The organism is Neglectibacter caecimuris (assembly GCF_034335015.1).
In the GTDB taxonomy this organism is placed as follows: domain Bacteria; phylum Bacillota; class Clostridia; order Oscillospirales; family Acutalibacteraceae; genus Acutalibacter; species Acutalibacter caecimuris_A.
In genome coordinates, this window is the sequence record NZ_JAWXXK010000003.1 from 235,030 (window position 1) to 258,569 (window position 23,540).

A 23,540-nucleotide genomic window follows, 5' to 3' on the forward strand; every position below is an offset into this window, starting at 1 on the left:
CCTCGTTTTTCCTAAGGCAGCACCGCACAAAGATTATGCGGTGTTGCCCTGATAAGTAATGTTTGCTGATACAGCACACCGGGCTTTTACTGCCCATAGTAAGCGTTTTCCCCGTGCTTGCGCAGATAGTGCCTGTCCAGAAGCTCCTGCTGCATGGGAGGAAGACCCGGCTCCAGCAGCATAGCGTGCCAGGCCATAAAGCAAAGCTCCTCCAGCACCACGGCGTTGTGAACGGCGTTTTCCGCGTCTGTGCCCCAGGCAAAGGGACCATGGCTGTGCACCAGCGCCGCCGGGATCTCCAGCGGGTTTTTGCCCCGGAAGGTCTCCACAATGACCCGTCCGGTTTCCAGCTCGTATTCTCCGGCGATCTCCTCCGGCGTCATCTTCCGGGTACAGGGGATCTCTCCGTAAAAATAGTCTCCGTGAGTGGTACCCAGAGGCGGCACGCTCCGGCCCGCCTGGCTGAAGGTGGTGGCCCACCGGCTGTGGGTGTGCACGATACCGCCGATCCCCTCAAAGCTGCGGTACAGCTCGCAGTGGGTGGCGGTATCGGAAGAGGGGTTCCACCTTCCCTCCACCTTTTTTCCAGTTTTTACGTCTACCAGCACCATATCCTCCGGGGTAAGCCTTTCATACTCCACCCCGCTGGGCTTGATGGCCATTAAACCGCTTTCCCGATCATACCCGCTTACATTCCCCCAGGTAAAGGTGACAAGCTGATAACTCGGCAGCAGCAAATTGGCTTTATAGACCTGTTCCTTTAATTGTTCCAGCATATGCGTTTCCTTCCGGCTGTAAAGTAAAATGGTGGTGCAATGCCCTAAGGCTCCCCTTGCGGCAAGGGGAGCTGTCACGGCTTCGCCGTGACTGAGGGGATTGAAACTAGCAGCTTTATCTCACTTTCTGCGTGTGACTATCCCTTCCACCGCCTATCGGCGGTCCCCCTTCCCTTGCAAGCAAGGGGAGGCTAAGGGCATTTAAGCACACACCTCTTGGCTTTCTCGCCTGTCGGCTCGGTTGCTGTGCCCCGGTGGGGCACGCCCAGCAACGGTCTCACCTGTCGGTTCGGTCGGTGCAGAACAATGCGCCAAGAAAGCCATGGCTTTCTGCGCTTTGCACCCGAAGCGACAGCTGAGAACGGTTCGCACCAGCGGTCTCGCCTGCCGGCTCGGTTGCTGTGTGCCAGTGGGGCACGTTCAGCAATGTCTGAAGCGACAGCCGAGTTCTCCACTGGAGACCTTCCCCCCACCGGGACGCGCTCACCCCTGAAAGGGGTGCTGTGCCCCGGTGGGGCACGTCCAGCACCGAACTCGCCTGTCGGCTCAGACATTGCTAGTCGTGCCCCACTGGGGCACAGCAACCGGAGCGAAGCGGAGAAAGCTGTCAGCCGATAGGCTGACTGAGGGGTTCGCAGAAAAGTACTGGTTTTATACGGATTTCCAGCGAGCTGGAACCTCTCCACCACCTGACGGTGGTCCCCCTCCCCTTGCAAGCAAGGGGAGGCAAGAGTTATTGCGGTTCGTTAGCACGCCAAATTCCAATTACTTATGTTCGGGCTGGGAACTGCCTTTACACACCGGCTAGCTTCACGAGTGCTGCGGCGGCTCGCCGCCCTTTCTAACAACTAACTACTCACAACTAACAACTAATTACCCTTCCGCATTCTTTCCATGGCTTCCTTGGTTTTTTCCGCGTCGCCAAAGGCGGTAAGGCGGAACCAGCCTTCGCCGTTTTTGCCGAAGCCTTCGCCGGGGGTGCCTACGATCTCCAGGTCGTTTAAGAGATGGTCGAAATAGTCCCAGCTGCCCATGCCCTCCGGGCATTTGAACCACAGATAGGGGGAGTTTTTCCCGCCGGTGAATTTGATCCCCATGGCTTCCAGCGCCTGGGCCATGACCTTGGCGTTATTCCGGTAATATTCCAGGCTTTCCGTGATCTGCTTTTGACCCTCCGGGGTAAACACGGCCTCCGCCGCCCGCTGGGTGATATAGCTTACGCCGTTGAATTTACAGCCCTGCCTGCGCTCCCAAAGCTTTGAAACCTGTACGCCGTCCACCACAAGCTCCTTGCGGATCACGGTATAGCCGCAGCGCATTCCGGTAAAACCGGCTGTTTTGGAAAGGGAACAGAATTCGATAGCGCATCGCTCCGCGCCGGGGATCTCAAAAATGCTGCGGGGCAGGCCCGGCTCTGTGACAAAGCTTTCATAGGCAGCATCGTAAAGGATAATAGCTTTACACTTTAAGGCATAGTCCACCCACACCTTCAGCTGTTCCCTGGTGTATACCGCCCCGGTGGGATTGTTGGGGGAGCAGAGATAGATAAGGTCCACAGGGGGGTGATCCTCCTTCGGCATGGGCAAAAAGCCGTTCTCCTCCGTGCCGTCCAGATAGACGATCCTGCGCCCGGAAATGGTGTTGGTATCCACATAGACCGGGTAGACCGGGTCGGGGACCAGCACGGTATTATCCACATCGAAAAGATCCACAATATTGCCCACATCGCTTTTCGCACCGTCCCCTACAAATACCTCGGAGGCGTTCAGCTCTACGCCGAAGCTTTTGTAGTACCCGGCAATGGCCTCCCGCAAAAACGGATAGCCGTTGCTGTCCGGAGAATAGCCCCGGAAGGTTTCCTTCTTTCCCATTTCCTCTGAGGCCTTGTGCATAGCCTCCACTACCACGGGAGCCAGGGGCAGGGTCACATCGCCGATGCCCATGCGAATGATCTTGTGATCGGGGTGGGCCTCTGTATAGGCCGCCACCTTTTTCGCAATGGTGACAAAGAGATAACTTTGCCCCAAATTCTGAAAATTACCGTTTAGCTTCATAGATATCTTCCTTTCAAGGGTGAATCACATAGTTTTGTTTGCTCTTTTGAGAGGCATATGCTCGAGCTTCCGCCAGCGTTTTTTCCATATAATCGTGCTTGCCGTCTGTATAAGCCATCTGTACATTGCCGCATTCTGAAACCAGCCTCCGCTTCAGGGCTTCATATTCCGCGGCTTTTTCAGGAAACACGTTCATGTAATCCCGGAAATCCACGTAGTTGTGCCATTGCAGACTGTCAAAGAGGAGAATATGCACCTGGTGGGTGCGCACCCGGTCCTCCGTCTCCAGCACATAGAGAAGGTTGCTGGAAAAACGGTTGTGCCGCTCCTGAAAACCCGCCGCCTCCAGCGCTTTCAGCGGCAGCCCTTCAAAGCTGCCAACGCCCACGGCAATGTCTATGATGGGCTTCGCCTCGATTCCCGGAATCGCCGTGCTGCCAATGTGTTGAATGTCCTTGGCCAGGTCCCCAAAAACCTCCCACAGAATGCGAATGGTCTCTCGGGCCTGGTCCGCCCATGCAGGGTCATGGGCGCTCAGGTGCACCGTTCCCCGTTTCAGTCCTGTCATATACGAACCCTCCTTGAAAACGATTTGCTAAATCGGACAAGTATAGCAGGCAGTTTCCAAAGTGTCAAGGGGGGATTTCTATTTTTTCGCTTCACTCTTTTCCATATAGTTCACCGCAGCGCCGATGAAGCCCTTAAACAGCGGGTGAGAGCGGTTGGGGCGGGATTTGAATTCCGGGTGAAACTGGCCCGCCACAAAGAAGGGGTGGCCGGGAAGCTCCACGGTTTCCACAATGTGCCCGTCCGGGGAGGCGCCGGAAATCACCATGCCGGCCTGCTCCACGGTCTCCCGGTAATCATTGTTGAATTCATACCGGTGGCGGTGGCGCTCGTGGATCAGCTCTTTTCCGTAGCATTCCATCATTTTGGTGCCGGGCTTGATCCGGCAGGGATAGCTACCCAGCCGCAGGGTGCCGCCCTTATTGATCTCGTTATTCTGATCGGGCATGAAATCGATCACCTTATGGAGGCCGAATTCATCAAACTCGCCGGAATTGGCGTCCGCGATGCCACAGACATTCCGGCAGAACTCGATCACGGCGATCTGCATGCCCAGGCAAATGCCCAAATAGGGGATCTTATTTTCTCTGGCGAATTTCGCGGCCAGCACCATACCCTCAATGCCCCGGCTGCCGAAGCCTCCGGGAATGAGAATGCCGTGGCAGTCTCCCAAGCGGGACGCGATATTTTCTTCGGTGAGCGTTTCGGAATCCACCCAGTCGATCTCCACCTTGGCGCTGTGGTCGTAGCCCGCGTGGCGCAGGGCCTCCATCACGGAAAGATAGGCATCGTGAAGCTTCACATATTTTCCCACCAGGGCGATCCGAACCGTCTTTTTCCGGTTTCTGATCTTCTCCACCATAGCGATCCACTCGCTGAGATCCGGGTCGGGCGAGGCCAGCTTCAGCTTCCGGCAGACGATATCGGAAAGATGGCTCTTTTCCAGCATAATGGGAGCCTCGTACAGCACGGGGATCGTCAGGTTCTCAATGACGCAATCCGGCCACACGTTGCAGAACAGGGCGATTTTTTTGAAAATGCTCTTATCTGCAATGGGCTCGTCCGTTCGCAGCACGATGATGTCGGGCTTGATGCCCATGGATTGCAGCTCCTTGACGGAATGCTGGGTGGGCTTTGACTTGTGCTCGCCGGAGCCCTTCAGGTAAGGCACCAGGGTCACATGAAGAAACAGGGAATTCTCCTGGCCCACCTCCTGGCCCACCTGGCGGATCGCCTCCAAAAACGGCTGGCTCTCGATATCGCCCACCGTGCCGCCGATCTCGGTGATGACCACGTCCGCGTTGGAATGGCTGCCCACGTTGTAGATAAAGCTCTTGATCTCGCTGGTAATGTGCGGAATGGCCTGCACGGTCTCGCCCAGGTATTCTCCCCTGCGCTCCTTATTGAGCACATTCCAGTACACCTTGCCGGTGGTCAGGTTGGAGAACTTGTTCAGATCCTCGTCGATAAACCGCTCGTAGTGGCCCAAGTCCAGGTCTGTTTCCAGGCCGTCCTCGGTAACGTACACCTCGCCGTGCTGATAGGGGCTCATGGTGCCGGGGTCCACATTGATATAGGGGTCCAGCTTCTGGGCCGCCACCTTCAGGCCCCTGGCCTTTAACAGGCGGCCTAACGAAGCGGCGGTGATCCCCTTTCCCAGGCCGGACACCACGCCGCCTGTTACAAAAATATATTTTGCCATTTTCTTTTCCTTCTTTCTTGATTCAAGTGCCGCAGGAGGGATTTTGTGTAAGATAAAGGATAGATGTACACACCCTTGGCTTTCTCGCCTGTCGGCTCGGTCGGTTCGCGCCAGCGTCCCACCGGGACGCGCTCACCCCTGAAAGGGGAGCTGTCATGCGCTGGCATGACTGAGGGGTTCCTGTCGGGAAGTTGGTAAAACGCAGGTCCTATATGGGCTTTCACTAAGCTGAAACCCCTCCGTCACGGCTTCGCCGCGCCCTCTCCCCTTTCAGGGGAGGCAAGAGTTTCTGCTATTGGTTAACTCGCTAAATTCCAATTTGGCGACTAGTTCTCTCCTGTCATTCTGAGGAGCATAGCGACGAAGCATCTCGTCCTTACTTCCTGAGTAAAAGGGCAAAGGACGAGATCCTTCGCTTCGCTCAGGATGACAGAGGGAAGCGAGCGAGTAACCTCTAAATTCCAATTTATCTGCTTAGCTGCGGTCGGGTCAGAAACCATTTCCCTGCACCGAGCAGCTTCACGAGTGCCAGCGGCGGCTCGCCGCTTCCAATCTCCCGCTCTTATCCAGCATCTAGCAGCCAGCGTCCAGAATTTGCCCTGTAAACACCTCTACCGCCTCGCCGGTCATAAGGACCCGTTCCTCGGTGTAATTGATGGTAAGGTCTCCGCCCCGGAGATGGACCAGAATATCCTCCCCCTTGGGGCAATACCCGTTTAGAACCGCCGCCACGGCGGAGGCACAGGCGCCGGTGCCGCAGGCCATGGTTTCGCCGCTGCCCCGCTCCCATACCCGCATTTTCAGGGTATGATCGTCCAGCACCTGAATGAATTCCGTGTTCACCTGCTCCGGGAACAGCGGGTCACGCTCAAAGCCGGGGCCGATCCTTTCCAGCTCCAGCTGATCCGGGTCGCCGCCGAAGATCACGCAATGGGGGTTCCCCATGGAAACGCAGGTAATCTCCCGCTCTTCCCCTGCCAGAAGAACCTTTCGGCCAATCACGGCCTCTCCTGTCAGGTTCACGGGGATCTTCCCCGGTGTGAGAATGGCTTTTCCCATATCCACCGTAATGGCTTCAGCCTTGCCGTTCCTCTCGTGTACCGTACAGGTTTTTATGCCGCTGAGGGTTTCGATTTTCAGCTCTTTCTTTCGGACGATACCGTGGTCAAACACGTATTTTGCCACACAGCGAATGCCGTTGCCGCACATTTTCCCCTCGCTGCCGTCCAGATTGAACATGCGCATTTTCGCGTCGGCAATTTCCGAGGGGCAAATGAGGATCACGCCGTCGCCGCCAACGCCCTTGTGCCGGTCGGAAAGGCGCACAGCCAGCTGTTCGGGGGCCTCTACGGGATCTTCAAAGCAGTTAAAATAAATATAGTCGTTGCCGCAGCCGTGCATTTTTGTAAACGTAAGCATTCCGCCGCTCATAAAAAACGGCCCCCCTTCTCAGGCGTTTGCCCGATTTTTGAACCCGTATTCACAGCCAGATGGCATTCATCGGTTACGCATACAGGCTCTTATTTCATTCAGGGGAATTGCTTCCCCGTAATGAGCTTCTCAGCTTCTGGAGCATTTCTCCGCGTCGATGGCCAGCACGAACATCAGGGCGCACAGGGCGTCCCGGGGCTCCGCCACATCGATCACATAGGTATCTGTCCAGTTCCAGACCTCCTTGGCGATCACCGCCACCGGAGCGCCCGAGGGTCCCTGAATGGTATAGTCCCATTCCAGCCAGTTCCCCTCGATCTGCCAGCCGTTGCAGTCGATATGGTACCGGGGTTTAAAAAAGGTAAATTCCTTGGAGATACAGCCTATGTACCGCTCCCCCAGATACAGCTCAAACTTGGGCATAAATGTAAAGACCTTTTCCTTTACAGTTCCCATCTCATTGCCGTAAGCGTCAAAGATTTTCAGGCAATGGCCCCAGGAAAGCTGGCCCTTGACCGTATAAACCGTGTTGCCGGCCTCATCGTAAATATCATAGCTGTCAAACCAGGAAAAGAATCTTTGCTTAAACAAAAGCTTCATAAGAGGTTCCTCCCATTTGTTTTTTACTCCCCTTCGGAAGAGGCCGCAAAGGCGGCGGCATTGGAGCTCATATAAATTGGCTTCTCTATATTTTGAGCGTCCACCTGCTGAAAAAGCGATCCCGTGTTTTCCCAAAAGCCTTCCAGGGCGCTTTCCGGCAGCTGAAGCATTACCCAAAAGTCATCGAGCTGAAACCGCACCCGAACCACCGCAGGCAGCGGCGCCGGAGCGGGTTCCAACGGGGAGGAGCCGGAAGACGCTGTTTCCGCAGCGGTCAACCACTCCGCTTGGGGATCCTTCTGAGAAGGCGGCAGCAGGGCCGCTTCCACTTTCCTTGCTTCAAAGCCCGGGCGGCCCTCTACGGCGGCCCATTCTTCAGCTGGGGTATAACAGACTCTGCCGTCACGGTCGGTTTCCGGGATCTCCACTTCGGGGAACATGGCGATAAACACAAAAAAGCGTTCCTGCTGTCCGTTTTCACCCGGGCGGTCAAAATCAAAGCCGGCCACAAAATCCTGACAGCATGCGGAAATATAGCCGTCGATCCCCCAGGCCGCGCGGACAGCTTCCTCATTCAGCCAGTAAAAGCTTTCCGGAGGCTTGCGGGTAGACACATGGCAAATATCCCGCAGCAGCGCCTCTTGCCCGGAATAGTAGGGACTGGAGGACAGCAGATCGAGCTCTCCCCCGTCTCCGGCCACCGCCTCAGGCCGGGGCGTGGGGTCCGGCACGGGCTCCGCTTCATGAGCAACAGGCGGTTCGCTGGGCGCGGCAGAGACTTCTGAAACGCCCGCGCTGAGCTTCGATCCGGAAGCGGCTGGGCCAGCGCTAAAAGGCTCATCATCACCGCATCCGGCGGCAGTCAGCAGAAGCGCGGCGGCAAGGCATAAAAACAAATTCTTTTTCATGGTATTTCCCCTCTATCGGCTTTACTCGGCAAAGCCGGGATATACCCTTTATACAACGCTCCCGCTGAATTCACTCAGACTTATGAAGAAAAGAACCTTTGATGCCGGACGGCGGCGCAGTTACTACATGGGAAAGAAGCAATGAATGATGACTTATCGGATAGCTTCCTCTTGTCATTCTGAACGAAGTGAAGAATCTCGTCCTTTGATTCTTCGCCTACGGCTCAGAATGACAAAGGAGAATCGCCTTTCACCGTGCATTGCCCATTCCTAATTCCCTTAAACCTCCACGACTCCATCGTACACCTTTTCCGCTTTGCCGGTCATGATCACCCGGGCGTCGGTGTAGTTTACGGTGAGCTCTCCGCCCTTTAAGATCACGCGGATATCCCGGCCCTTTTCGCAATAGCCGTTTAAGGTGGCCGCCACCACGGCGGCGCAGGTGCCGGTGCCGCAGGCCATGGTCTCGCCGCTGCCCCGTTCCCAAATTCTGGCCTTCAGGGTATGCTCGTCGATGACCTCCACAAACTCCGCGTTGACCCGGTCGGGGAACATGGGGTCGTTTTCAAATTTCGGCCCCAGCTGCTCCAGATCCAGCTTATCCACAGAGGGGACGAACACCGTGCAGTGGGGATTTCCCATGGAGCAGCAGGTAACGCGGTACACCTCGCCGTCAATGGAAACGGGCTTATTGATCACGCTTTCCCCCTCCAGGCGCACCGGGATCTTTTCCGGGGCAAGCTCTACTCTGCCCATATCCACAGCCACCTTGGAAACAAGGCCGTTTTTGGTGGTGACCGTACATTCCTTTACGCCGCTTTTCGTATCGATATGCAGAACATATCTGCCTTCTCCGATCCTCTCTCCTTTGCGGATCCCGTTATCAAACAGGTATTTTGCCACACAGCGAATGCCGTTGCCGCACATCAGACCTTCGCTGCCGTCCAGGTTGAACATGCGCATCTGGGCGTCCGCCTTGTCCGAGGGACAGATGAGGATCACGCCGTCGCCGCCCACGCCGTTGTGCCGGTCGGACAGGTAGATAGAAAGAAATTCGGGAGAAGCCACCATGTTTTCCGGCTCGAAGCAGTTGATATAAATATAGTCGTTCCGGCAGGCGGACATTTTGGTGAAGCACATTTTCTGCTTCTGCTCTTTCAGGTTATTGATATCGATGATCTCCGTGTTTTCCGGCGTATAGCGGCTCATCAGGGAATCCGCCAGAGCGTTGGCGGTATCCAGGGCCGTCAGGCAGGGAATGCCCAAAAGGCTTGCCTTCCGGCGGATCTTCACGCTGTCCCGGGCGGGGTTTCTGCCCTTGGCGGAGGTGGAAATGACGTAATTTACCTTTTTGCTTTCCAAAAGGGTAATGGTATTGACGGAGCTTTCGTGGATCTTATCCACGATCTTCACAGAAAGCCCCACCTTGGCAAGCACCATGGCGGTGCCGGTGGTGGCGTACAGCTCGAAGCCCATTCTGGCAAATTTCTTGGCGATCTCCCCAATCTCGGGCTTGTCCTGATCCCGCACGGTAATAAACACGCCGCCGCTTCGCTTCATGTTGTGGCCGGAGGCGATCAGGCCCTTATAAAGAGCCTCCTCCAGGTTGTTGCCGATCCCCAGCACCTCGCCGGTGGATTTCATTTCCGGCCCCAGGTGGGTATCCACGTCGGTGAGCTTTTCAAAGGAGAATACCGGCACCTTTACCGCCACATAGGGAGAAGGCTTATACAACCCCGTGCCGTAGCCCATGTCCCGCAGCTTTTCGCCCAGGCTTGCCCGGGTGGCCAAATCGCACATGGGAACGCCTGTCACCTTGCTGATATAGGGCACGGTACGGCTGGCCCGGGGATTTACCTCGATCACATAAATCTCCCCGTCCATGATGATATACTGAAGATTGATCAGCCCAATGCCGTGGAGCTCCCGGCAGAGGGTTTCCGTGGTGGAAACGATCTTCGCGCTCATATCGTCGTCGATATCGGAGGCGGGGTATACGGCGATGCTGTCGCCGGAGTGAATGCCCGTGCGCTCCACATGCTCCATGATGCCGGGGATCAGAATATTTTCCCCGTCGCAGATGGCGTCCACCTCGATCTCCATACCGGAAAGGTACTTATCGATCAGCACGGGATTATCCTGCTTGTGGGAAAGAATGATCCCCATGTACTCTTCAATATCCTCATCACAGTAGGCAATGATCATGTTCTGGCCGCCCAGCACATAGGAGGGGCGCATCAGCACGGGATAGCCCAGCTTCCCGGCGGCTTCCAGCGCCTCCCCGGCGGTCATTACCGTAAAACCCCTGGGGCGCTTGATGCCGGAGCGCTCCAGCAGGTCGTCAAACCGCTCTCTGTCCTCGGCCATATCAATGGTGTCGGCGGAGGAGCCCAGAATGGGGATATGATTCTTCGCCAGGGTCTTGGTGAGCTTAATGGCGGTCTGCCCGCCGAAGGCCACCACCACGCCGATTGGCTTTTCGATTTCGATGATATCCATCACGTCCTCCGGGGAAAGGGGCTCAAAGTACAGCCTGTCTCCGGTATCGAAATCGGTGGAGACCGTTTCGGGGTTATTGTTGATAATGACCACCTGATAGCCCAGCTGCTGCAAGGACATGACGCAGTGAACGCTGGCATAGTCGAATTCAATTCCCTGGCCGATCCGGATGGGGCCGGAGCCCAGCACTACCACAGTGGGCTTTTCTCCCTTGTCCCGAATAAATTCCAGGGCCTCGTCCTCGCCGCCGGATTCTGCGGTATTGTAGGCGGCATAGAAATAGGGCGTGTGAGCGGCAAATTCTCCGGCGCAGGTATCCACCATTTTGAAGGTGGGCTTCCGCCGGAAGGTCACCTTACAGCCGGAAAGCCTCGCGATGGTAGAATCCGGATAGCCCAGCTGCTTTCCCTTGGTGTAAAGATCTTCCGTCAGCACACCCGCGGCAAGCTCCTTTTCATAGGAGATCAAATGAATGAGCTTGGAAAGGAACCAGCAGTCGATCATGGTTCTTTCGTGCATCTCCTCCATGGAAACGCCTCGCTTCAAAAGGGCGTATACGGCAAAGATCCGCTCGTCTGTGGCATGGGCCGCGATCTGCCACAGGGCTTCCTCCGATTCTCCTTCAAATTTAGGCAGGTTCAGCGTATCCAGCCCGATCTCAGCGCCCCGCACCGCTTTCATCAGGGCCATTTCAAAGGTATCGGCAATGCTCATCACCTCGCCGGTGGCCTTCATCTGGGTCCCCAACTCCCGCTTGGCGTACACAAATTTATCAAAGGGCCATTTGGGGAACTTTACCGCCACATAATCGAGAGCTGGCTCAAAGGCGGCATAGGTTTTCCCGGTCACGGCGTTTTTGATCTCGTCCAGGGTATAGCCGATGGCGATCTTCGTCGCCACCTTGGCAATGGGATAACCCGTGGCCTTGGAGGCCAGGGCCGAGGAACGGGAAACCCTGGGGTTCACCTCGATCACGGCGTATTCAAAGGAGGTGGGGTGCAGGGCAAACTGGCAGTTACAGCCCCCCTCTACCCCCAACTCATCGATGATCTTCAGAGCGGCGGAGCGGAGCATCTGGTATTCCTTATCGGAAAGGGTCACGGTGGGAGCGATGACGATGGAATCTCCGGTGTGCACGCCTACGGGGTCCAGGTTTTCCATAGAGCAGACCGTAATGGTGTTGCCCTTTCTGTCCCGCATCACCTCAAACTCGATCTCCTTCCAGCCGGCAATGCTCTTTTCCACCAAAATCTGGGTGATGGGAGACAGCGCCAGACCGTTGGCCGCCACCTCCCGAAGCTCCGTGAGATCATTGACAATGCCGCCGCCGGAGCCGCCCAGAGTAAAGGCCGGGCGAATAATGACGGGATAGCCGATCTCAAGGGCAAAGCTCGCGGCGTCCTCCACAGTGGTGACCACCTTGGAGGGAATGCAGGGCTGCCCGATCTTTTCCATGGTGTCCTTAAAGATCTGGCGGTCCTCCGCCTTATCGATGGTTTCCGGAGAAGCTCCCAGCAGACGCACGCCGTGCCTTGCGAGAAAGCCTTCCTTTGCCAGCTGCATGGAAAGGGTAAGGCCGGTCTGCCCGCCAAAGCCGGAAAGAATGCTGTCGGGGCGCTCCTTTTCTATGATCCGCTTGACGGTGGTGAGGGTCAGAGGCTCAATATAGATCTTGTCCGCCATGGCCTTGTCCGTCATAATGGTGGCTGGGTTGGAATTCACCAGCACGATCTCGATGCCGTCGTCCCTAAGCGCCCGGCAGGCCTGGGTACCCGCATAGTCAAACTCAGCGGCCTGGCCGATCACAATAGGCCCGGAGCCGATCACCAATACTTTTTTGATGTCCTTATTCAGCGGCATACTTTATTCTCCTTTTCCTGCTTCCATCATGGCGAAAAACTCATCGAACAACAGAGCGGTATCCAGGGGGCCCGCGCAGGCCTCCGGGTGGAACTGGGTGGTAAAGGCGGGGCAGTCCAAATAACGGATCCCCTCGCAGGTGTTGTCGTTGACGTTCACAAAGAGTTCCCGGGCCACCGCCGGATCAATGCTTTCGGAAATCACTGCGTAGCCGTGGTTTTGGCTGGTGATGTAGACACGGTCCTTTTCCAGATTTTTGACCGGCTGATTCGCCCCCCGATGGCCGTATTTCAGCTTTTCCGTTTGAAAGCCGTGGGCCAACGCCAGAAGCTGATGACCCAGGCAGATACCGAAAATGGGGATCTTAAGTTTACATATTTCTTTTAAGTTTTCTATAATTTCTTTATTTTCAGCGGGGTCGCCGGGTCCATTACTTAACATAATCCCGTCCAACCTCAGCTCCTTCAGCTCCGCCGCCGTGGTATCGCAGGGGCAAACGGTCACCTCCGCTCCCCGTTTTACAAGCTCCCGCCAGATATTCTTTTTCAGGCCGAAGTCCAGCAGGGCGATCCGCTTTTTCACCTGGCCCTCCGGCATTTCCACGTACCGCTCCCCGGTGGAAGCCGCCCGCACTGCACCGGTGACGCGGTAGGCCTTCAGGGCTTCCAGATCCACCTGCTCCGGGTGATCTGTGATCACACCGTTCATCACGCCCCGCTCCCGCAGGATCTTTGTCAGGGAACGGGTGTCGATGCCGGAAAGACCCGTCACGTTTTTTTCCAGAAAAAAGGTGTCAAGATCGCCCTCCGAACGGAAATTGGAAGGCTCTTGGCACCAATGCTTTACAATATAGGCCCTGGGGCCGATGCTGCCGCTTTCAAAATCGGCGGGAATGACCCCGTAATTGCCGATGAGCGGAAACGTCTGCACCACCATCTGTCCCCAATAGCTGGGATCCGTCAGCGTTTCCAAATACCCTGTCATGCCGGTGGTGAAAACCACCTCAGCAGTCACCTCTCCCGGCGCGCCGAAGCGTTCTCCACGGAATACCTTTCCGTTTTCCAGTACAAGATAGCCTGTTTTCGCCATGCGCTTTCACTCCTTTTTCCATCAAAGGATCTCTTTTCTTCTCAATAGCTTATCATAACTTATTTGAGAAGGTCGCGCAAGGGGAAAATACGCATTTCGTCAAAACAACAAAAAATCCTGCCTCGCCACGAAAGAGATAGTCGATTTTGCGGCCAGGCGGCAAAGCTGCCGCAAAGCGTGACGGGTTCACGCTTTAGAGTTGTTAGATATTAGTTGTTAGAAAGGGTATAAGAATGATAGAGAAGGAGATTTTCCCTTCTCTAACAACTAGTAACTAACAACTAACTGCTAGCTGACTGCTAACATTCGCTGACAACGCAGAGCTCCTCTTGTCCCGCGGAATTCCGTGTGACCGCACGGAAAGAGCAGCTTTCCAAATCGGCCTCCAGCAGCGCCTCCTGTCCGGCGTAACGCCAGCAAAGGGTAAGGCCGCTTCCCGCCGCTTTTGCTGAAATTTCCGCTTCCGGGTGGAAAGCCGGGCAATTTGCCCGCAGCCGCAGGAGCTGAAGCTGCTTTTGCACCACCGGCTTTTGAAGGCCCTCCCGCACGTCCCGCTCTGTCAGATTGGTACGGTTGATTTCCTTATGCCCGCCGGCTCCAGCGCGTTTCATAGCTTCACAGTCGTTTTTCCCCGCAAACAGGTCCAGATACCATACCTGAGGCTTCCCGGGCATAAAGAGCTGGATCGCCCTTGCAAGCGCCAGCTTCCGATCCTCCTCACCCAGGGCGCTGTAATAGGTGGCGTTCACCTGGTAATACACATTTTTCGCCCCATGGAGATCCTTCACAAAGCCGCCTCTTGCCACCAGTGTTTGGATCAATGCCTGGATCCGCTCCTCCGGCAGAAGCCCCTTCAGATCCAAAAGCGGAATGCCATCGTGACAGCCCAGCATATTTACGGTACGCATTCCGCTGTCGATCACTTCACAGGCCCATTTCACCAGCATTTCAGCGGATTTCTCCTCAAAGGCGTCCAGAACCAGCCCCGGCAGAAAGAAATCGTACACCAGATAGCCCTTTTGGGCGATGGTGCGGTAGATCCCCTCTTCATAGCTCGCGTGGATCTCCGGCAGCAGAGACACCCCATGAGGTTCCGCCATCTTTGTGATCTCCTCCAGAAGCTCCCAGGTTCCGGGGTCGTTCAGAAAATTCCGGGAGCCAACCTCCTTCGGTGCATAGGCAAAAGCGTCCAGCCGGACAATATCGGCGCCGTAGGAGGCCAGCGTTTTCAAGGTCTGCCTGTAAAAGTCCCGCACTAAGGGGGATTTGATATTCAGGTCCATTTGCCCCAGGTAATGCTTTTTCCCCGCTTCATCCACATCGACCTGCTGGTAAAAGGTATTCCAATAGGGCTTTTTCACGCCGTCCGCGAATTCCACCATCAGAATGGGCAGACCGGGCTTGCGGAAAAACATGTTTTCCAGAAGCTTGCCGTCCGGCTGAAGATAGCCCTCCTCCGTCATGGTTCCGTGCCCTTGCCAAAAGGCGTTCCAGTCAAGGAAAAAATCCCGGTACCGGGAGCGTTCCCCGTACCGCAAAAGGTCCTGAAACTGCGGCGACTGCACGGAAAGGTGATTCAAAATGAAGTCCAGCTTCAAGCTGATCCCCATGGCCCGCAGTGCTTCCAGGTCTTCTTCCCTGGCGATCACGCCGTTTATCCCGTAATCGATCACGGAAAAACCCCGATCCAGGTCGGTGTGGAACAGGCTGGGCAAAATATAGAAGGTGGAAAAAGCGCCCCGCACCTCAGGCCGTCGCAAAAAATCCGCCGAACCGCTGAGAGTGCCGCCCAGGCTGTCCGGGTAGGCGTTCAGCATCGGCCCCCAATTCACTTTGTTTTTCATTTCAGCCACCTCACCTGTTCCCGTCCATCTGTGCTTTGAACTGCTCATAGCTCAATATCTCGCAGGATTTGGAAAGGATCAGTTTTGCAAAACCCGCTCTCTTCTCCAGCTTTTCCTGCTCCAGCTCCAGCACCATGGTGATAAAGGGCGTGTCAGCGTTGGCATCCCGTCCCCGGGAAAGCCTGTATTCCCTGGTTTCCGCCGGCGTGCTGTTCAGCAGCACCGGAATATCCACCCCCTGAAATTTTCCACTGTTGCCGTGCGTCCATTCCAAAATAAGCACGGAGGTATCGCTCATATCCTTTTCCTCGTACCACAGGGCGGTATCGTCCCGGCCCAGGCGGCGAAGCCAAAGGCGGCCGGCGCCGTTTTGAAACGCGGTAAGCACTGACTCCAGCTGCCCATACTCCTGCTCCAGCTCCGTTCCGAGATATCCGGAAAGCGCCTTTCTCCCGGCAGCCTGATAGCTTTTCAAAAAGGGATAACGCTCCGCCTGATCGGGATCGGGATCCAACCCCTCTTCCTGCAGCTTTTTCAAAAGCGCCGCTGTTTCAGGAGAATACGCCCGCGCCTCCAGCATGCCCCGCACCCCGGCTTCCCGAAAAATGCGCAGCCGCTCCGCGTCGTTCTGCTCCGGGATCCTGCAGGGGTAATTATCTCCTGACAAGGTATATGACTTTACACCGATCTGGTTGAAATAATAGGTAAGTAACGCGGACACACAGGTTTTCCCCACGCCGCTGCCCCCGCTCACCGCGATCACCGCCCTTTGGCACTCTCTGGGAAGCATGATCTCCTTCAAAAGCGGCAGCAGCGCCCGGAAGGCCACCTTTGCCTTTTCCATAGACTGCGGCCCGATCCACACCTTATCTCCGGGCATATCGCCCTGAGGGATATCCTCAGGCACCTCCGGCGGCTGCCAGCTTTTTTCAGCCGCTTCGATCGCCTCAACTGCTGTAGTGACCATAGAAGCTCCTCCTTTGATACAATGTGTTCCTGAAAAGCCGCCCTGCTTTTTGATCCGGCATGGCATTGCTTTCAGTATAGCTTTCCGGCCCGGGAGTGTCAACTTTCGCGCCGGCTTTTTCCCTTTTTTGAGGCAAAGCCCGGGGGCTTTCGCTCCCGGGCTTTGTCCCTAACTCTGATATGGCAAAATTTGATACGAACTCAACCGTTTTTGTTCTGGAGCCACTCGTCCAGCTGCTCCTGCTTGCACTTGATGATGTCATCGATGCCCGCGTCGTGCAGCGCCTGCTGGAACACAGGCAGCACTTCGTCGATATCCACCACGCCGTTCATTAGGGGAGTGTAATACTGTGCGATCACATTGGCGCAGGCTGCAACCTGATCTGCCACGGGCTCCATGTTGCAGGTAAAGCCAAGGGCGATGGATTTCGCGGCGTTCTTGTTGCTCTCCGCCACCTGCTCGTTTACGTCTACAGACTGGTTATCCCACACGGGAACGATGGTGCCGTTGGGGACCACATAGCTCTTTTCACCGGTCCAACCGGCGGTGGCGCCGTTCTCTCCGTCCAAATAGGAGGCTACGCCGTCGTTCAGCTGATAGGTAACGCCCTCCACGCCATATTGGAACAAAGCGGCTACCTCGGGATCGGTATACAGCAAATTGAGAACGCGCATGGCGGCGTCGGGATTTTTGCAGAAGGGAGTGATGTGCCACAGATAGGTGGTCACGTTTCCGGTAGTGATATAGCTGGGGCTGATTTCCGTACCGACCACTTCGCCGCCGTAGGTCTGAGCCACATTGGCCTCATACAGGAATTCCGCGGCGCTCCAGTTGTAGCCGGTGGTGCCGGAAGTCAGACCAGTCTGCATGCTCTGCAGTGTAGCGCTGGAGTTGCTCATGGGATCGGGAGAAATGATGTCGTTCTGCTGCCAGAGCTTTACATTCTCCATGATATTCAGGAAATACTCGGATTCATAGTAGTTCTCTACCGTGGAGCTGTTCTCCGGATCGGTCAGAACGCCCAGATAGTTCTGGTCTCCCAGGTAGTCGATCCCCTTGGGGATCCAGTAGGGCTCTGTGGAACCGGGGATATAGTAGTGATCCGGGTTCGCCTTCTTCATGGCGATCATGGCTGTGGTCAGAGAATCCAGATCTGTCACAGTGCTCCAATCAATATTGGCGGCGTCGGAATCGGCTTTCTGGCAGAAATAGATATTGGGAGCCGTCCATGCTGTGATGGTGGGAATACCATAGAGCTGGCTGCCTACTCTGCCGCAGTCCAGGATCGCTTCATTTCCGTCGCCGAAAAGAGCCTTGGTCTCCTGGCCGTACTCCTCCAGCAGATCATCCAGGGGAGCTACCTGGCCGTTTGTGACCAGATTGCCCAGAGGCTGATACCAGAAAGAAGAGAAGAAATCCAGGGAATCATCGCCGCCTGTCAGCAGCAGGTTCAACTGCTCCTGCATGGTGCCGAAGGTGACCCAAACCGGTTCGATCTCCGCATGAGCTTTTTCCCGAAGGATAGCGTTGATCGCGTCCATGACTTCCTTTTCCTTGGAGCGGGGATCACCGTTCATGCTGTTCATATTGAAGCGCAGCACGGGGTACTCCTCGTCCTCTACAGATGTTTTGCTGCTTTCGGGAGCGCTGCTTTTGGGCGTGCTCTCCACTTTGCTGGAGCCTGTGCCGGGCTTATCGCCGCCGCAGCCCGCGCAGGCCAGGACCAGAGCCAGCACCAACAGCATTGCAAGTACCTTTTTCATAGCTTTATTTCCTCCTGTTGCTTTGTAATATTTCAATGATACAGAGTTTGTATCATTAAAGCCCCTTTCATTCCCTCCGCCGCAAGCTGGCGGACAACTCCATGTTTATCCCTTCACGGAACCCAGCGTGATCCCCTTTACAAAGGATTTCTGGAAGAAGGGATAAACCAAAATCACCGGGATCACCGCCACTACCGCCAGCGCCATACGAATACCGGTGGTAGGCACCTGGCTGGCGTCCACATTCATTCCCCGGGCGATCTGCTGCTGCATGACGGTGGCGCTGTCCATGACCCGCTTCAGGTAATTTTGAATACCGTGCAGGTCGATCCGCTGCTGCACATAATAAATGCCGTTGGTCCAGTTGTTCCAATAGGCGATAAAGGTCATCAGCGCCAGTGTTCCCAAGATCGGCTTACTCAGCGGAAGAACAACAGACCACAGGCACCGGAATTCGCTGGCGCCGTCGATCTTTGCCGCTTCCAGGATCTCATCGGAAATGTTGGAATTGATATAGGTCCTCATCATGATAATATGGAACGCGTTCATCAAAAGCCCGGGAACGATCATACCCGCCAGCGTATCCTTCAAATGGAAAAGCTGCGTATAGATCAGATACGTGGGAACCAGGCCGCCGTTAAACAGCATAGTGATAAACAGAACGACCGAAATGATCTGCCGCCCGGGCAGGTCCCTGCGGGAAAGAGGATAGGCAAACAGCGTGGTCAGTATCACATTAGTGCTGACGCCGATCACCGCGATGATCACGCTCATCAGGTAAGCGTGCAATACCCCGTCCTTGGAGGACCACAGATAGCGATAGGTATCCAGCGTAAATTCCCTGGGAACCAGAGAATAACCGTGAAGCAAAAGCTCTGATTCCGGCGTCAGCGAGCTGACGATGAGCAGCCAAAAGGGAATGATGCACATCAGGATCAGCACACCGATAAAAAGATAGGCGGCCGCGCTGAAGGCTTTATTTTTTACGATCATGCCGGGCTCCCCCTTTCTTAAATGAGCGCGCTTTCTTTATCCAGCTTACTGACGATCCCGTTGGCGGTCATCACCAGCACAAAGCCCAGGACCGACTGGAAGAATCCCGCCGCCGCGCTTCTGCCGATGCTGTTTTGCTCCAGAAGGGCCCGGTACACGAAGGTATCAATGGTCTGGGTGGTGCTGTAGAGCATACCGCTGTGCATGGGCACCTGGTAAAACAGGCCGAAATCTGAGTAGCAGATCCGCCCAATGGCCAGGATCATCAGAATAATAATGGTCTTTTTCATGCAGGGAAGCGTGACGTACAGGATCTGCTTCCAAATACCGGCCCCATCGATCACGGCGGCCTCGTACATGGTTTTATCGATCCCGATCAGGGTGGAATAGTACAGGATCGAGGTATATCCGAAGGACATCCAGATGTACACAATGGTCAGAATAATGGGCCATGGCTTCGGGTCGTTATACCATTCCACCTTTCCCATTCCCAGCGGAGCCAGAATGGAGTTGTTGATAAAGCCATTGCTGGGACTCAGAAAGGCAAATACGATATAGGTTACGATCACAATGGAAAGAAGGTAGGGCACCAGGATGATCACCTGGGACATATTTTTGAAAAAGCGGTTCTTCACCGTATCCAGAGCGATCGCCACCAGCAGCCCGAACACATTTCCCAGCACAATGAATGCCAGGTTGTAAAGGATTGTATTGCGGAACATGATAAACGCGTCTTTTGTGGCGAAAATAAAGGTGAAATTATCAAGGCCTGTCCAGGGGCTGTTGAAAATCCCTACCGCGTAATTGACTTTCTTAAACGCGATGGTCAGTCCCGCCATGGGAAGGTAGTTATTGATGATCAAATAGATAAGACCGGGGATCAGCATCGCGTAAAGCGGCCAATATTGTTTCAGCTTTGCCCAAAAAGGCTTTTTCCTTCGAACTGCTTTTTCTGTCATGGTAAGCCCCTCCCTATCGTTCAGTATCGTCATTATACCAAGGAGTCTCTTGGTAGAACTACCAAAAATCTGTCTAGCATTACTATTTTTCTGAGATGGTTGCCGGAACCGGGGGTTCACGCTCTTGCTTTTCCTCAGGGCCAATGATAGAATGAAGGCAAAATTTCAGCAGGAGGTGCCTTATGGAAAAACAACCTTCCGTGAAAAAGCTGTTTAAGCTGTCCTTTTGGATCACGATACTGCTGCTCCTTGTAGCCACCTTTGCCTATGGCGTGTATTCCGTACAAACCTATGCCCGGCAGATTTTGGGCCATAATGCCTCCTCCCTGGAAAAATATACCAAAACTTTTTCTGAAGATCTGGACACGCTGCGGGATTTTAACCGCACCCTGGTCTACTCCAATCCCAGCTTTCAGCTGCTTTCCCTAAACAGCTACGCGGATTCCAAGCGGGTGGTGGAACAGTATAATCTTCGCCAGGTCATGCTGTCCCATACACCCTCCTATGGCGTCACCATGCTTTACGACAGTATTCAGAATGCCGCGTATTTTGTGCATGGAAACCGCATTCTTGTGGATCAAAAACGTTCCCCCGATCTATACCATTTTCTGCACATGCTGGGGCAGGAGCCGGAGGAATACGGCTTTTCCGACTACAATACCTGGTTTATCTCCTCCGATGACTATGACCCCTATCTGATCATTGCAAACAACCATCGCCGCTCCACGCTGTTTTCCTGTTTCAATATCCGCGCCTATCTTGAGCGCAACCCGGTACCCGATTATTCCGAAGAGAGCACCATCGTGATCTTTGCTGAGGAGGAAGTCCTGATTGGAAAAGAGTTTACAGAGGAACACGGGATCGGGCTTTCCATGCTGATGGGATCCTCTCAGCGCACCGGAGATGTTTTGCGGTCCGGCTATTTCTTTCACACGGTTTTTCTGGAAGAATATTCAGTGGGCATCTGTGTGATCACCCCTGTTTCCGCACTGCTTTCCCACGTACTTCCCCAAATCGCTTTTTTGTTTCTTATCATTCTGCTGGTGACCGCGATCATCATCGCGGTATACCGTGTTTTAAGGCGGGTTTTGGTGCTCCCCCTGCAGGAGATCGCCATCATGTCGCAGCAGCTGGAAAACGAAGAGGACACAGAGGGAAGCAGCGCTCTCCCCGGCAGACACTATCAGGAATTTACCGATATCAAAAACGCGCTGACAGACCTGCGGGACAACATTGTGGCTCTGGAGCTTGAAAAACGGGAAAAAGAGTCGGAAAAGGAACATGCCCATTTACAATATTTCCAATTACAGACCCGCTCTCATTTCTTTTTGAACTGTCTGAAAAGCCTGTACAGCATGCTGGAAAACGGAGAATACGGACGTATGAAAAATATGATTTTGGGCTTTTCCAACCACCTCCGTTATATCTTTCACGACACGATGACCGTAGTTACGCTGGAATCTGAGCTGAAGGAGGTAAACGACTACCATCGGCTGATCCTGATGGATTCCTCCCGGATCCTTCTGCTGCGTCAGGAGGTGCCTACAGACCTGCTTTCCTATACGGTACCGCCTCTTATTATTCAAACTTTTCTGGAAAACACCTACAAATACAACGATAAAACCGGCGCTCCTCTTTCCTTTCATATCCAAGTAAGCCGTGTCCATTACAATGACAGAGAATACCTTCAGATCCACTGCTCCGATAACGGCTGCGGCTACAGCCCGGAGGTCCTGGAAAAACTCAACGGAGAGCTGAGCGGCACCTTTGACCAGTATAACGTGGGTATCAATAACCTTCGGCGCCGCATGTCCATCGTGTACAAAAATAATTTTCACACCGCTTTTTACAATCTTCCCACAGGCGGGGCCTGCTCCGTCATTTTCGTGCCCATCATAACAGGAAAGGAGCCGCTATGAATATTCTCATTGTGGACGATCAGATCAGCGTGCTGAAGGGGCTGCTGAACGGCATTCATTTTCAGGAGCTGGGCTTTACCTCTGTAGACACCGCCATGAGCACCGGCGAGGCTTTGAAAATTCTGGAAAAAAAGCCTATTCACATTTTGCTGACCGATGTGGAGATGCCGGGGAGAAACGGACTGGAGCTGAATTCTATTGTCAAAGAAAAGTATCCCGACGTGCTGCGGATCGTGCTTACCTCTCACGCGGTGTTTTCCTATGCTCAAACCAGCATCAAGCTGGGCTGCTTCGACTATATCGTGCAGCCCGCGCCCTTTGAGGATATTGAAGCCGCTCTGAAAAGGGCCATCGACGCGGTCAACGTAAATTATAACAACCGGCGCATTACCCGGTACGGCCATCTATTCAAAAACCACGAAAGTGAGTTTTTGAATTCCATTATCCAGAAGCTGTATTCCAATGACCCTGAGGACGTCAGCGGCTGTATTCGCCTTTTGAATCAATCCGGCCATCCTGTTACACCCAAAAGCACCGCTCAGCTGATCTTCGCGGATATCTTTTCCTATACGCACCGTGAGCCGGGGTATCCTTCCCAGCACCAGATCCTGAACGCCATCAGCAGCGCCCTGAAAAGCGTCCCGTTTTTTGACGGGCTGGACCTGCTGGTTTCCTTAAATCCCTACCGCCAGTTTTCCGTTCTTTTGATCAGCGAGGAGGCCGAACGCCTTCCGGCAGGCGAAGAGCCCGTATCTCAGTTTTTCAAGGCCCTGCGCGAGGCGCTTCCCGGCCGCCCCATGGCCTGCTACTATGGAGACAGCTTTCCCTTTTCCGATATTCAGCTTGCCATCAAGGTGGCCAACGAGCATATCAAAAACAACGTGGCAAAGGAGCCTGTGCTTTCCCATATCATTCCGGGAGCCCTTCTGGATAATTTGAACATTTCCCTGCCCGATTACCAAAATCATTGGAGCAGGCTTTTATATTCCGGGCAGAAAAGCCTTTTGAAAAAGGATATCGATTTTTGCCTGGACGAAAAAATCGCCACCATGCCAAACCGGTTTCAAAGCCTCTGCGATGTGCACCAGCAGCTGATCCAGTTGTTTTTCAAGTACTTTTATGAAAACGGCGTGGATATCAATTCCCTGTTTACGGAGGATTTCACTTACCGGGACTGCATGGACAGCTTTTCCAGCGTAGAGGAGGTAAAGCGCACGGTGGATTTTCTCTTAAACGCGGTGACCACCGCTTCCTCCGTTCCCCAGGAGCTGGACTACGTGGAAAAGGCAAAGGCCTATATCAGTGAAAATTACAGTCAGCTGCTTTCCGTAAAGGAGGTTGCCGAGCACGTTCATCTGAACCCGGAATATTTCACCCGGCTGTTCAAAAAGGAAACCGGAAAAAACATCAAAAATTACATTGTAGACTGCAAAATGACCTTGGCAAAGGATCTGCTCGCCACCAGCAACCTTCCGGTGAGCATGGTGGCGCTGGAGGTGGGATACACCAATTTCTCCCACTTTACCCAGATTTTCAAAAAGATAGAAAATATGACCCCCAGCGAATACAGGCTGAGGGTCACGAAAAAGGAGAATCCAGAAAACTGATT

16 protein-coding genes are annotated in these 23,540 nt (G+C 54.4%); 2 read left to right on the forward strand and 14 right to left on the reverse strand.

Annotation, left to right across the window (positions count from 1 at the left end):
• Window positions 1–86: 86 nt before the first annotated feature.
• From U8T64_RS04240 to U8T64_RS04305, 14 genes are all read right to left on the reverse strand, one after another.
• Window positions 87–776 (reverse strand): L-ribulose-5-phosphate 4-epimerase, encoded by a 690-nt coding sequence (locus U8T64_RS04240; RefSeq protein ID WP_322181263.1) that lies wholly within the window; start codon window positions 774–776, stop codon window positions 87–89.
• Between the two features lie 869 nt (window positions 777–1,645).
• Window positions 1,646–2,830: an LL-diaminopimelate aminotransferase gene (locus U8T64_RS04245; protein ID WP_322181265.1), complete on the reverse strand. Its 1,185-nt coding sequence runs from the start codon at window positions 2,828–2,830 to the stop codon at window positions 1,646–1,648.
• Window positions 2,831–2,843: 13 nt separating this feature from the next.
• On the reverse strand, window positions 2,844–3,398 hold the full coding sequence (locus U8T64_RS04250) for a GrpB family protein (protein ID WP_322181267.1): 555 nt from the start codon (window positions 3,396–3,398) through the stop codon (window positions 2,844–2,846).
• A 78-nt stretch (window positions 3,399–3,476) separates the two neighbouring features.
• Complete coding sequence (gene pyrG / locus U8T64_RS04255) at window positions 3,477–5,099, reverse strand: CTP synthase (RefSeq protein ID WP_322181269.1); 1,623 nt, start codon at window positions 5,097–5,099, stop codon at window positions 3,477–3,479.
• Window positions 5,100–5,672: 573 nt separating this feature from the next.
• The gene (gene dapF / locus U8T64_RS04260) at window positions 5,673–6,530 is read right to left on the reverse strand and encodes a diaminopimelate epimerase (protein ID WP_322181271.1); all 858 of its coding nucleotides are present in this window, start codon (window positions 6,528–6,530) and stop codon (window positions 5,673–5,675) included.
• 129 nt (window positions 6,531–6,659) lie between these two features.
• Window positions 6,660–7,130 (reverse strand): LURP-one-related/scramblase family protein, encoded by a 471-nt coding sequence (locus U8T64_RS04265; protein ID WP_322181273.1) that lies wholly within the window; start codon window positions 7,128–7,130, stop codon window positions 6,660–6,662.
• A gap of 23 nt (window positions 7,131–7,153) precedes the next feature.
• Window positions 7,154–8,038, reverse strand: a complete 885-nt coding sequence (locus U8T64_RS04270) for a hypothetical protein (RefSeq protein ID WP_322181275.1) — start codon at window positions 8,036–8,038, stop codon at window positions 7,154–7,156.
• A gap of 279 nt (window positions 8,039–8,317) precedes the next feature.
• A complete protein-coding gene (gene carB / locus U8T64_RS04275; protein WP_322181277.1) occupies window positions 8,318–12,397 on the reverse strand; it encodes a carbamoyl-phosphate synthase large subunit in 4,080 nt (1,359 codons plus the stop codon).
• 3 nt (window positions 12,398–12,400) lie between these two features.
• Window positions 12,401–13,486: a carbamoyl phosphate synthase small subunit gene (locus tag U8T64_RS04280; RefSeq protein WP_322181279.1), complete on the reverse strand. Its 1,086-nt coding sequence runs from the start codon at window positions 13,484–13,486 to the stop codon at window positions 12,401–12,403.
• Between the two features lie 299 nt (window positions 13,487–13,785).
• Window positions 13,786–15,330 carry an alpha-amylase family glycosyl hydrolase gene (locus U8T64_RS04285; protein WP_322181281.1) on the reverse strand — a complete coding sequence of 515 codons (1,545 nt, stop codon included), beginning with the start codon at window positions 15,328–15,330 and terminating at the stop codon, window positions 13,786–13,788.
• 10 nt (window positions 15,331–15,340) lie between these two features.
• The gene (locus U8T64_RS04290; protein ID WP_322181283.1) at window positions 15,341–16,297 is read right to left on the reverse strand and encodes an adenylylsulfate kinase; all 957 of its coding nucleotides are present in this window, start codon (window positions 16,295–16,297) and stop codon (window positions 15,341–15,343) included.
• 200 nt (window positions 16,298–16,497) lie between these two features.
• Window positions 16,498–18,060, reverse strand: a complete 1,563-nt coding sequence (locus U8T64_RS04295; RefSeq protein ID WP_322181285.1) for an ABC transporter substrate-binding protein — start codon at window positions 18,058–18,060, stop codon at window positions 16,498–16,500.
• A 105-nt stretch (window positions 18,061–18,165) separates the two neighbouring features.
• Window positions 18,166–19,053 carry a carbohydrate ABC transporter permease gene (locus tag U8T64_RS04300; RefSeq protein ID WP_322181287.1) on the reverse strand — a complete coding sequence of 296 codons (888 nt, stop codon included), beginning with the start codon at window positions 19,051–19,053 and terminating at the stop codon, window positions 18,166–18,168.
• A 17-nt stretch (window positions 19,054–19,070) separates the two neighbouring features.
• Complete coding sequence (locus U8T64_RS04305; protein ID WP_322181289.1) at window positions 19,071–20,012, reverse strand: ABC transporter permease; 942 nt, start codon at window positions 20,010–20,012, stop codon at window positions 19,071–19,073.
• A 182-nt stretch (window positions 20,013–20,194) separates the two neighbouring features.
• Between U8T64_RS04305 and U8T64_RS04310 the strand changes: the two genes are divergently transcribed.
• Together U8T64_RS04310 and U8T64_RS04315 are read left to right on the forward strand one after the other, a co-directional pair.
• On the forward strand, window positions 20,195–21,931 hold the full coding sequence (locus tag U8T64_RS04310; protein ID WP_322181290.1) for a sensor histidine kinase: 1,737 nt from the start codon (window positions 20,195–20,197) through the stop codon (window positions 21,929–21,931).
• Window positions 21,928–23,538 (forward strand): response regulator transcription factor, encoded by a 1,611-nt coding sequence (locus tag U8T64_RS04315; RefSeq protein WP_322181292.1) that lies wholly within the window; start codon window positions 21,928–21,930, stop codon window positions 23,536–23,538. The genes U8T64_RS04310 and U8T64_RS04315 overlap by 4 nt, the downstream gene beginning before the upstream one ends.
• Window positions 23,539–23,540 lie beyond the last annotated feature (2 nt).

Coding starts and splice junctions, on each gene's coding strand:
- U8T64_RS04290 (WP_322181283.1), bottom strand. CDS start 16,297: ATGGTCACTACAGCAGTTGAGGCGATCGAAGCGGCTGAAAAAAGCTGG.
- U8T64_RS04245 (WP_322181265.1), bottom strand. CDS start 2,830: ATGAAGCTAAACGGTAATTTTCAGAATTTGGGGCAAAGTTATCTCTTT.
- U8T64_RS04300 (WP_322181287.1), bottom strand. CDS start 19,053: ATGATCGTAAAAAATAAAGCCTTCAGCGCGGCCGCCTATCTTTTTATC.
- U8T64_RS04270 (WP_322181275.1), bottom strand. CDS start 8,038: ATGAAAAAGAATTTGTTTTTATGCCTTGCCGCCGCGCTTCTGCTGACT.
- carB (WP_322181277.1), bottom strand. CDS start 12,397: ATGCCGCTGAATAAGGACATCAAAAAAGTATTGGTGATCGGCTCCGGG.
- U8T64_RS04285 (WP_322181281.1), bottom strand. CDS start 15,330: ATGAAAAACAAAGTGAATTGGGGGCCGATGCTGAACGCCTACCCGGAC.
- U8T64_RS04305 (WP_322181289.1), bottom strand. CDS start 20,012: ATGACAGAAAAAGCAGTTCGAAGGAAAAAGCCTTTTTGGGCAAAGCTG.
- dapF (WP_322181271.1), bottom strand. CDS start 6,530: ATGAGCGGCGGAATGCTTACGTTTACAAAAATGCACGGCTGCGGCAAC.
- U8T64_RS04310 (WP_322181290.1), top strand. CDS start 20,195: ATGGAAAAACAACCTTCCGTGAAAAAGCTGTTTAAGCTGTCCTTTTGG.
- pyrG (WP_322181269.1), bottom strand. CDS start 5,099: ATGGCAAAATATATTTTTGTAACAGGCGGCGTGGTGTCCGGCCTGGGA.
- U8T64_RS04240 (WP_322181263.1), bottom strand. CDS start 776: ATGCTGGAACAATTAAAGGAACAGGTCTATAAAGCCAATTTGCTGCTG.
- U8T64_RS04315 (WP_322181292.1), top strand. CDS start 21,928: ATGAATATTCTCATTGTGGACGATCAGATCAGCGTGCTGAAGGGGCTG.
- U8T64_RS04295 (WP_322181285.1), bottom strand. CDS start 18,060: ATGAAAAAGGTACTTGCAATGCTGTTGGTGCTGGCTCTGGTCCTGGCC.
- U8T64_RS04280 (WP_322181279.1), bottom strand. CDS start 13,486: ATGGCGAAAACAGGCTATCTTGTACTGGAAAACGGAAAGGTATTCCGT.
- U8T64_RS04250 (WP_322181267.1), bottom strand. CDS start 3,398: ATGACAGGACTGAAACGGGGAACGGTGCACCTGAGCGCCCATGACCCT.
- U8T64_RS04265 (WP_322181273.1), bottom strand. CDS start 7,130: ATGAAGCTTTTGTTTAAGCAAAGATTCTTTTCCTGGTTTGACAGCTAT.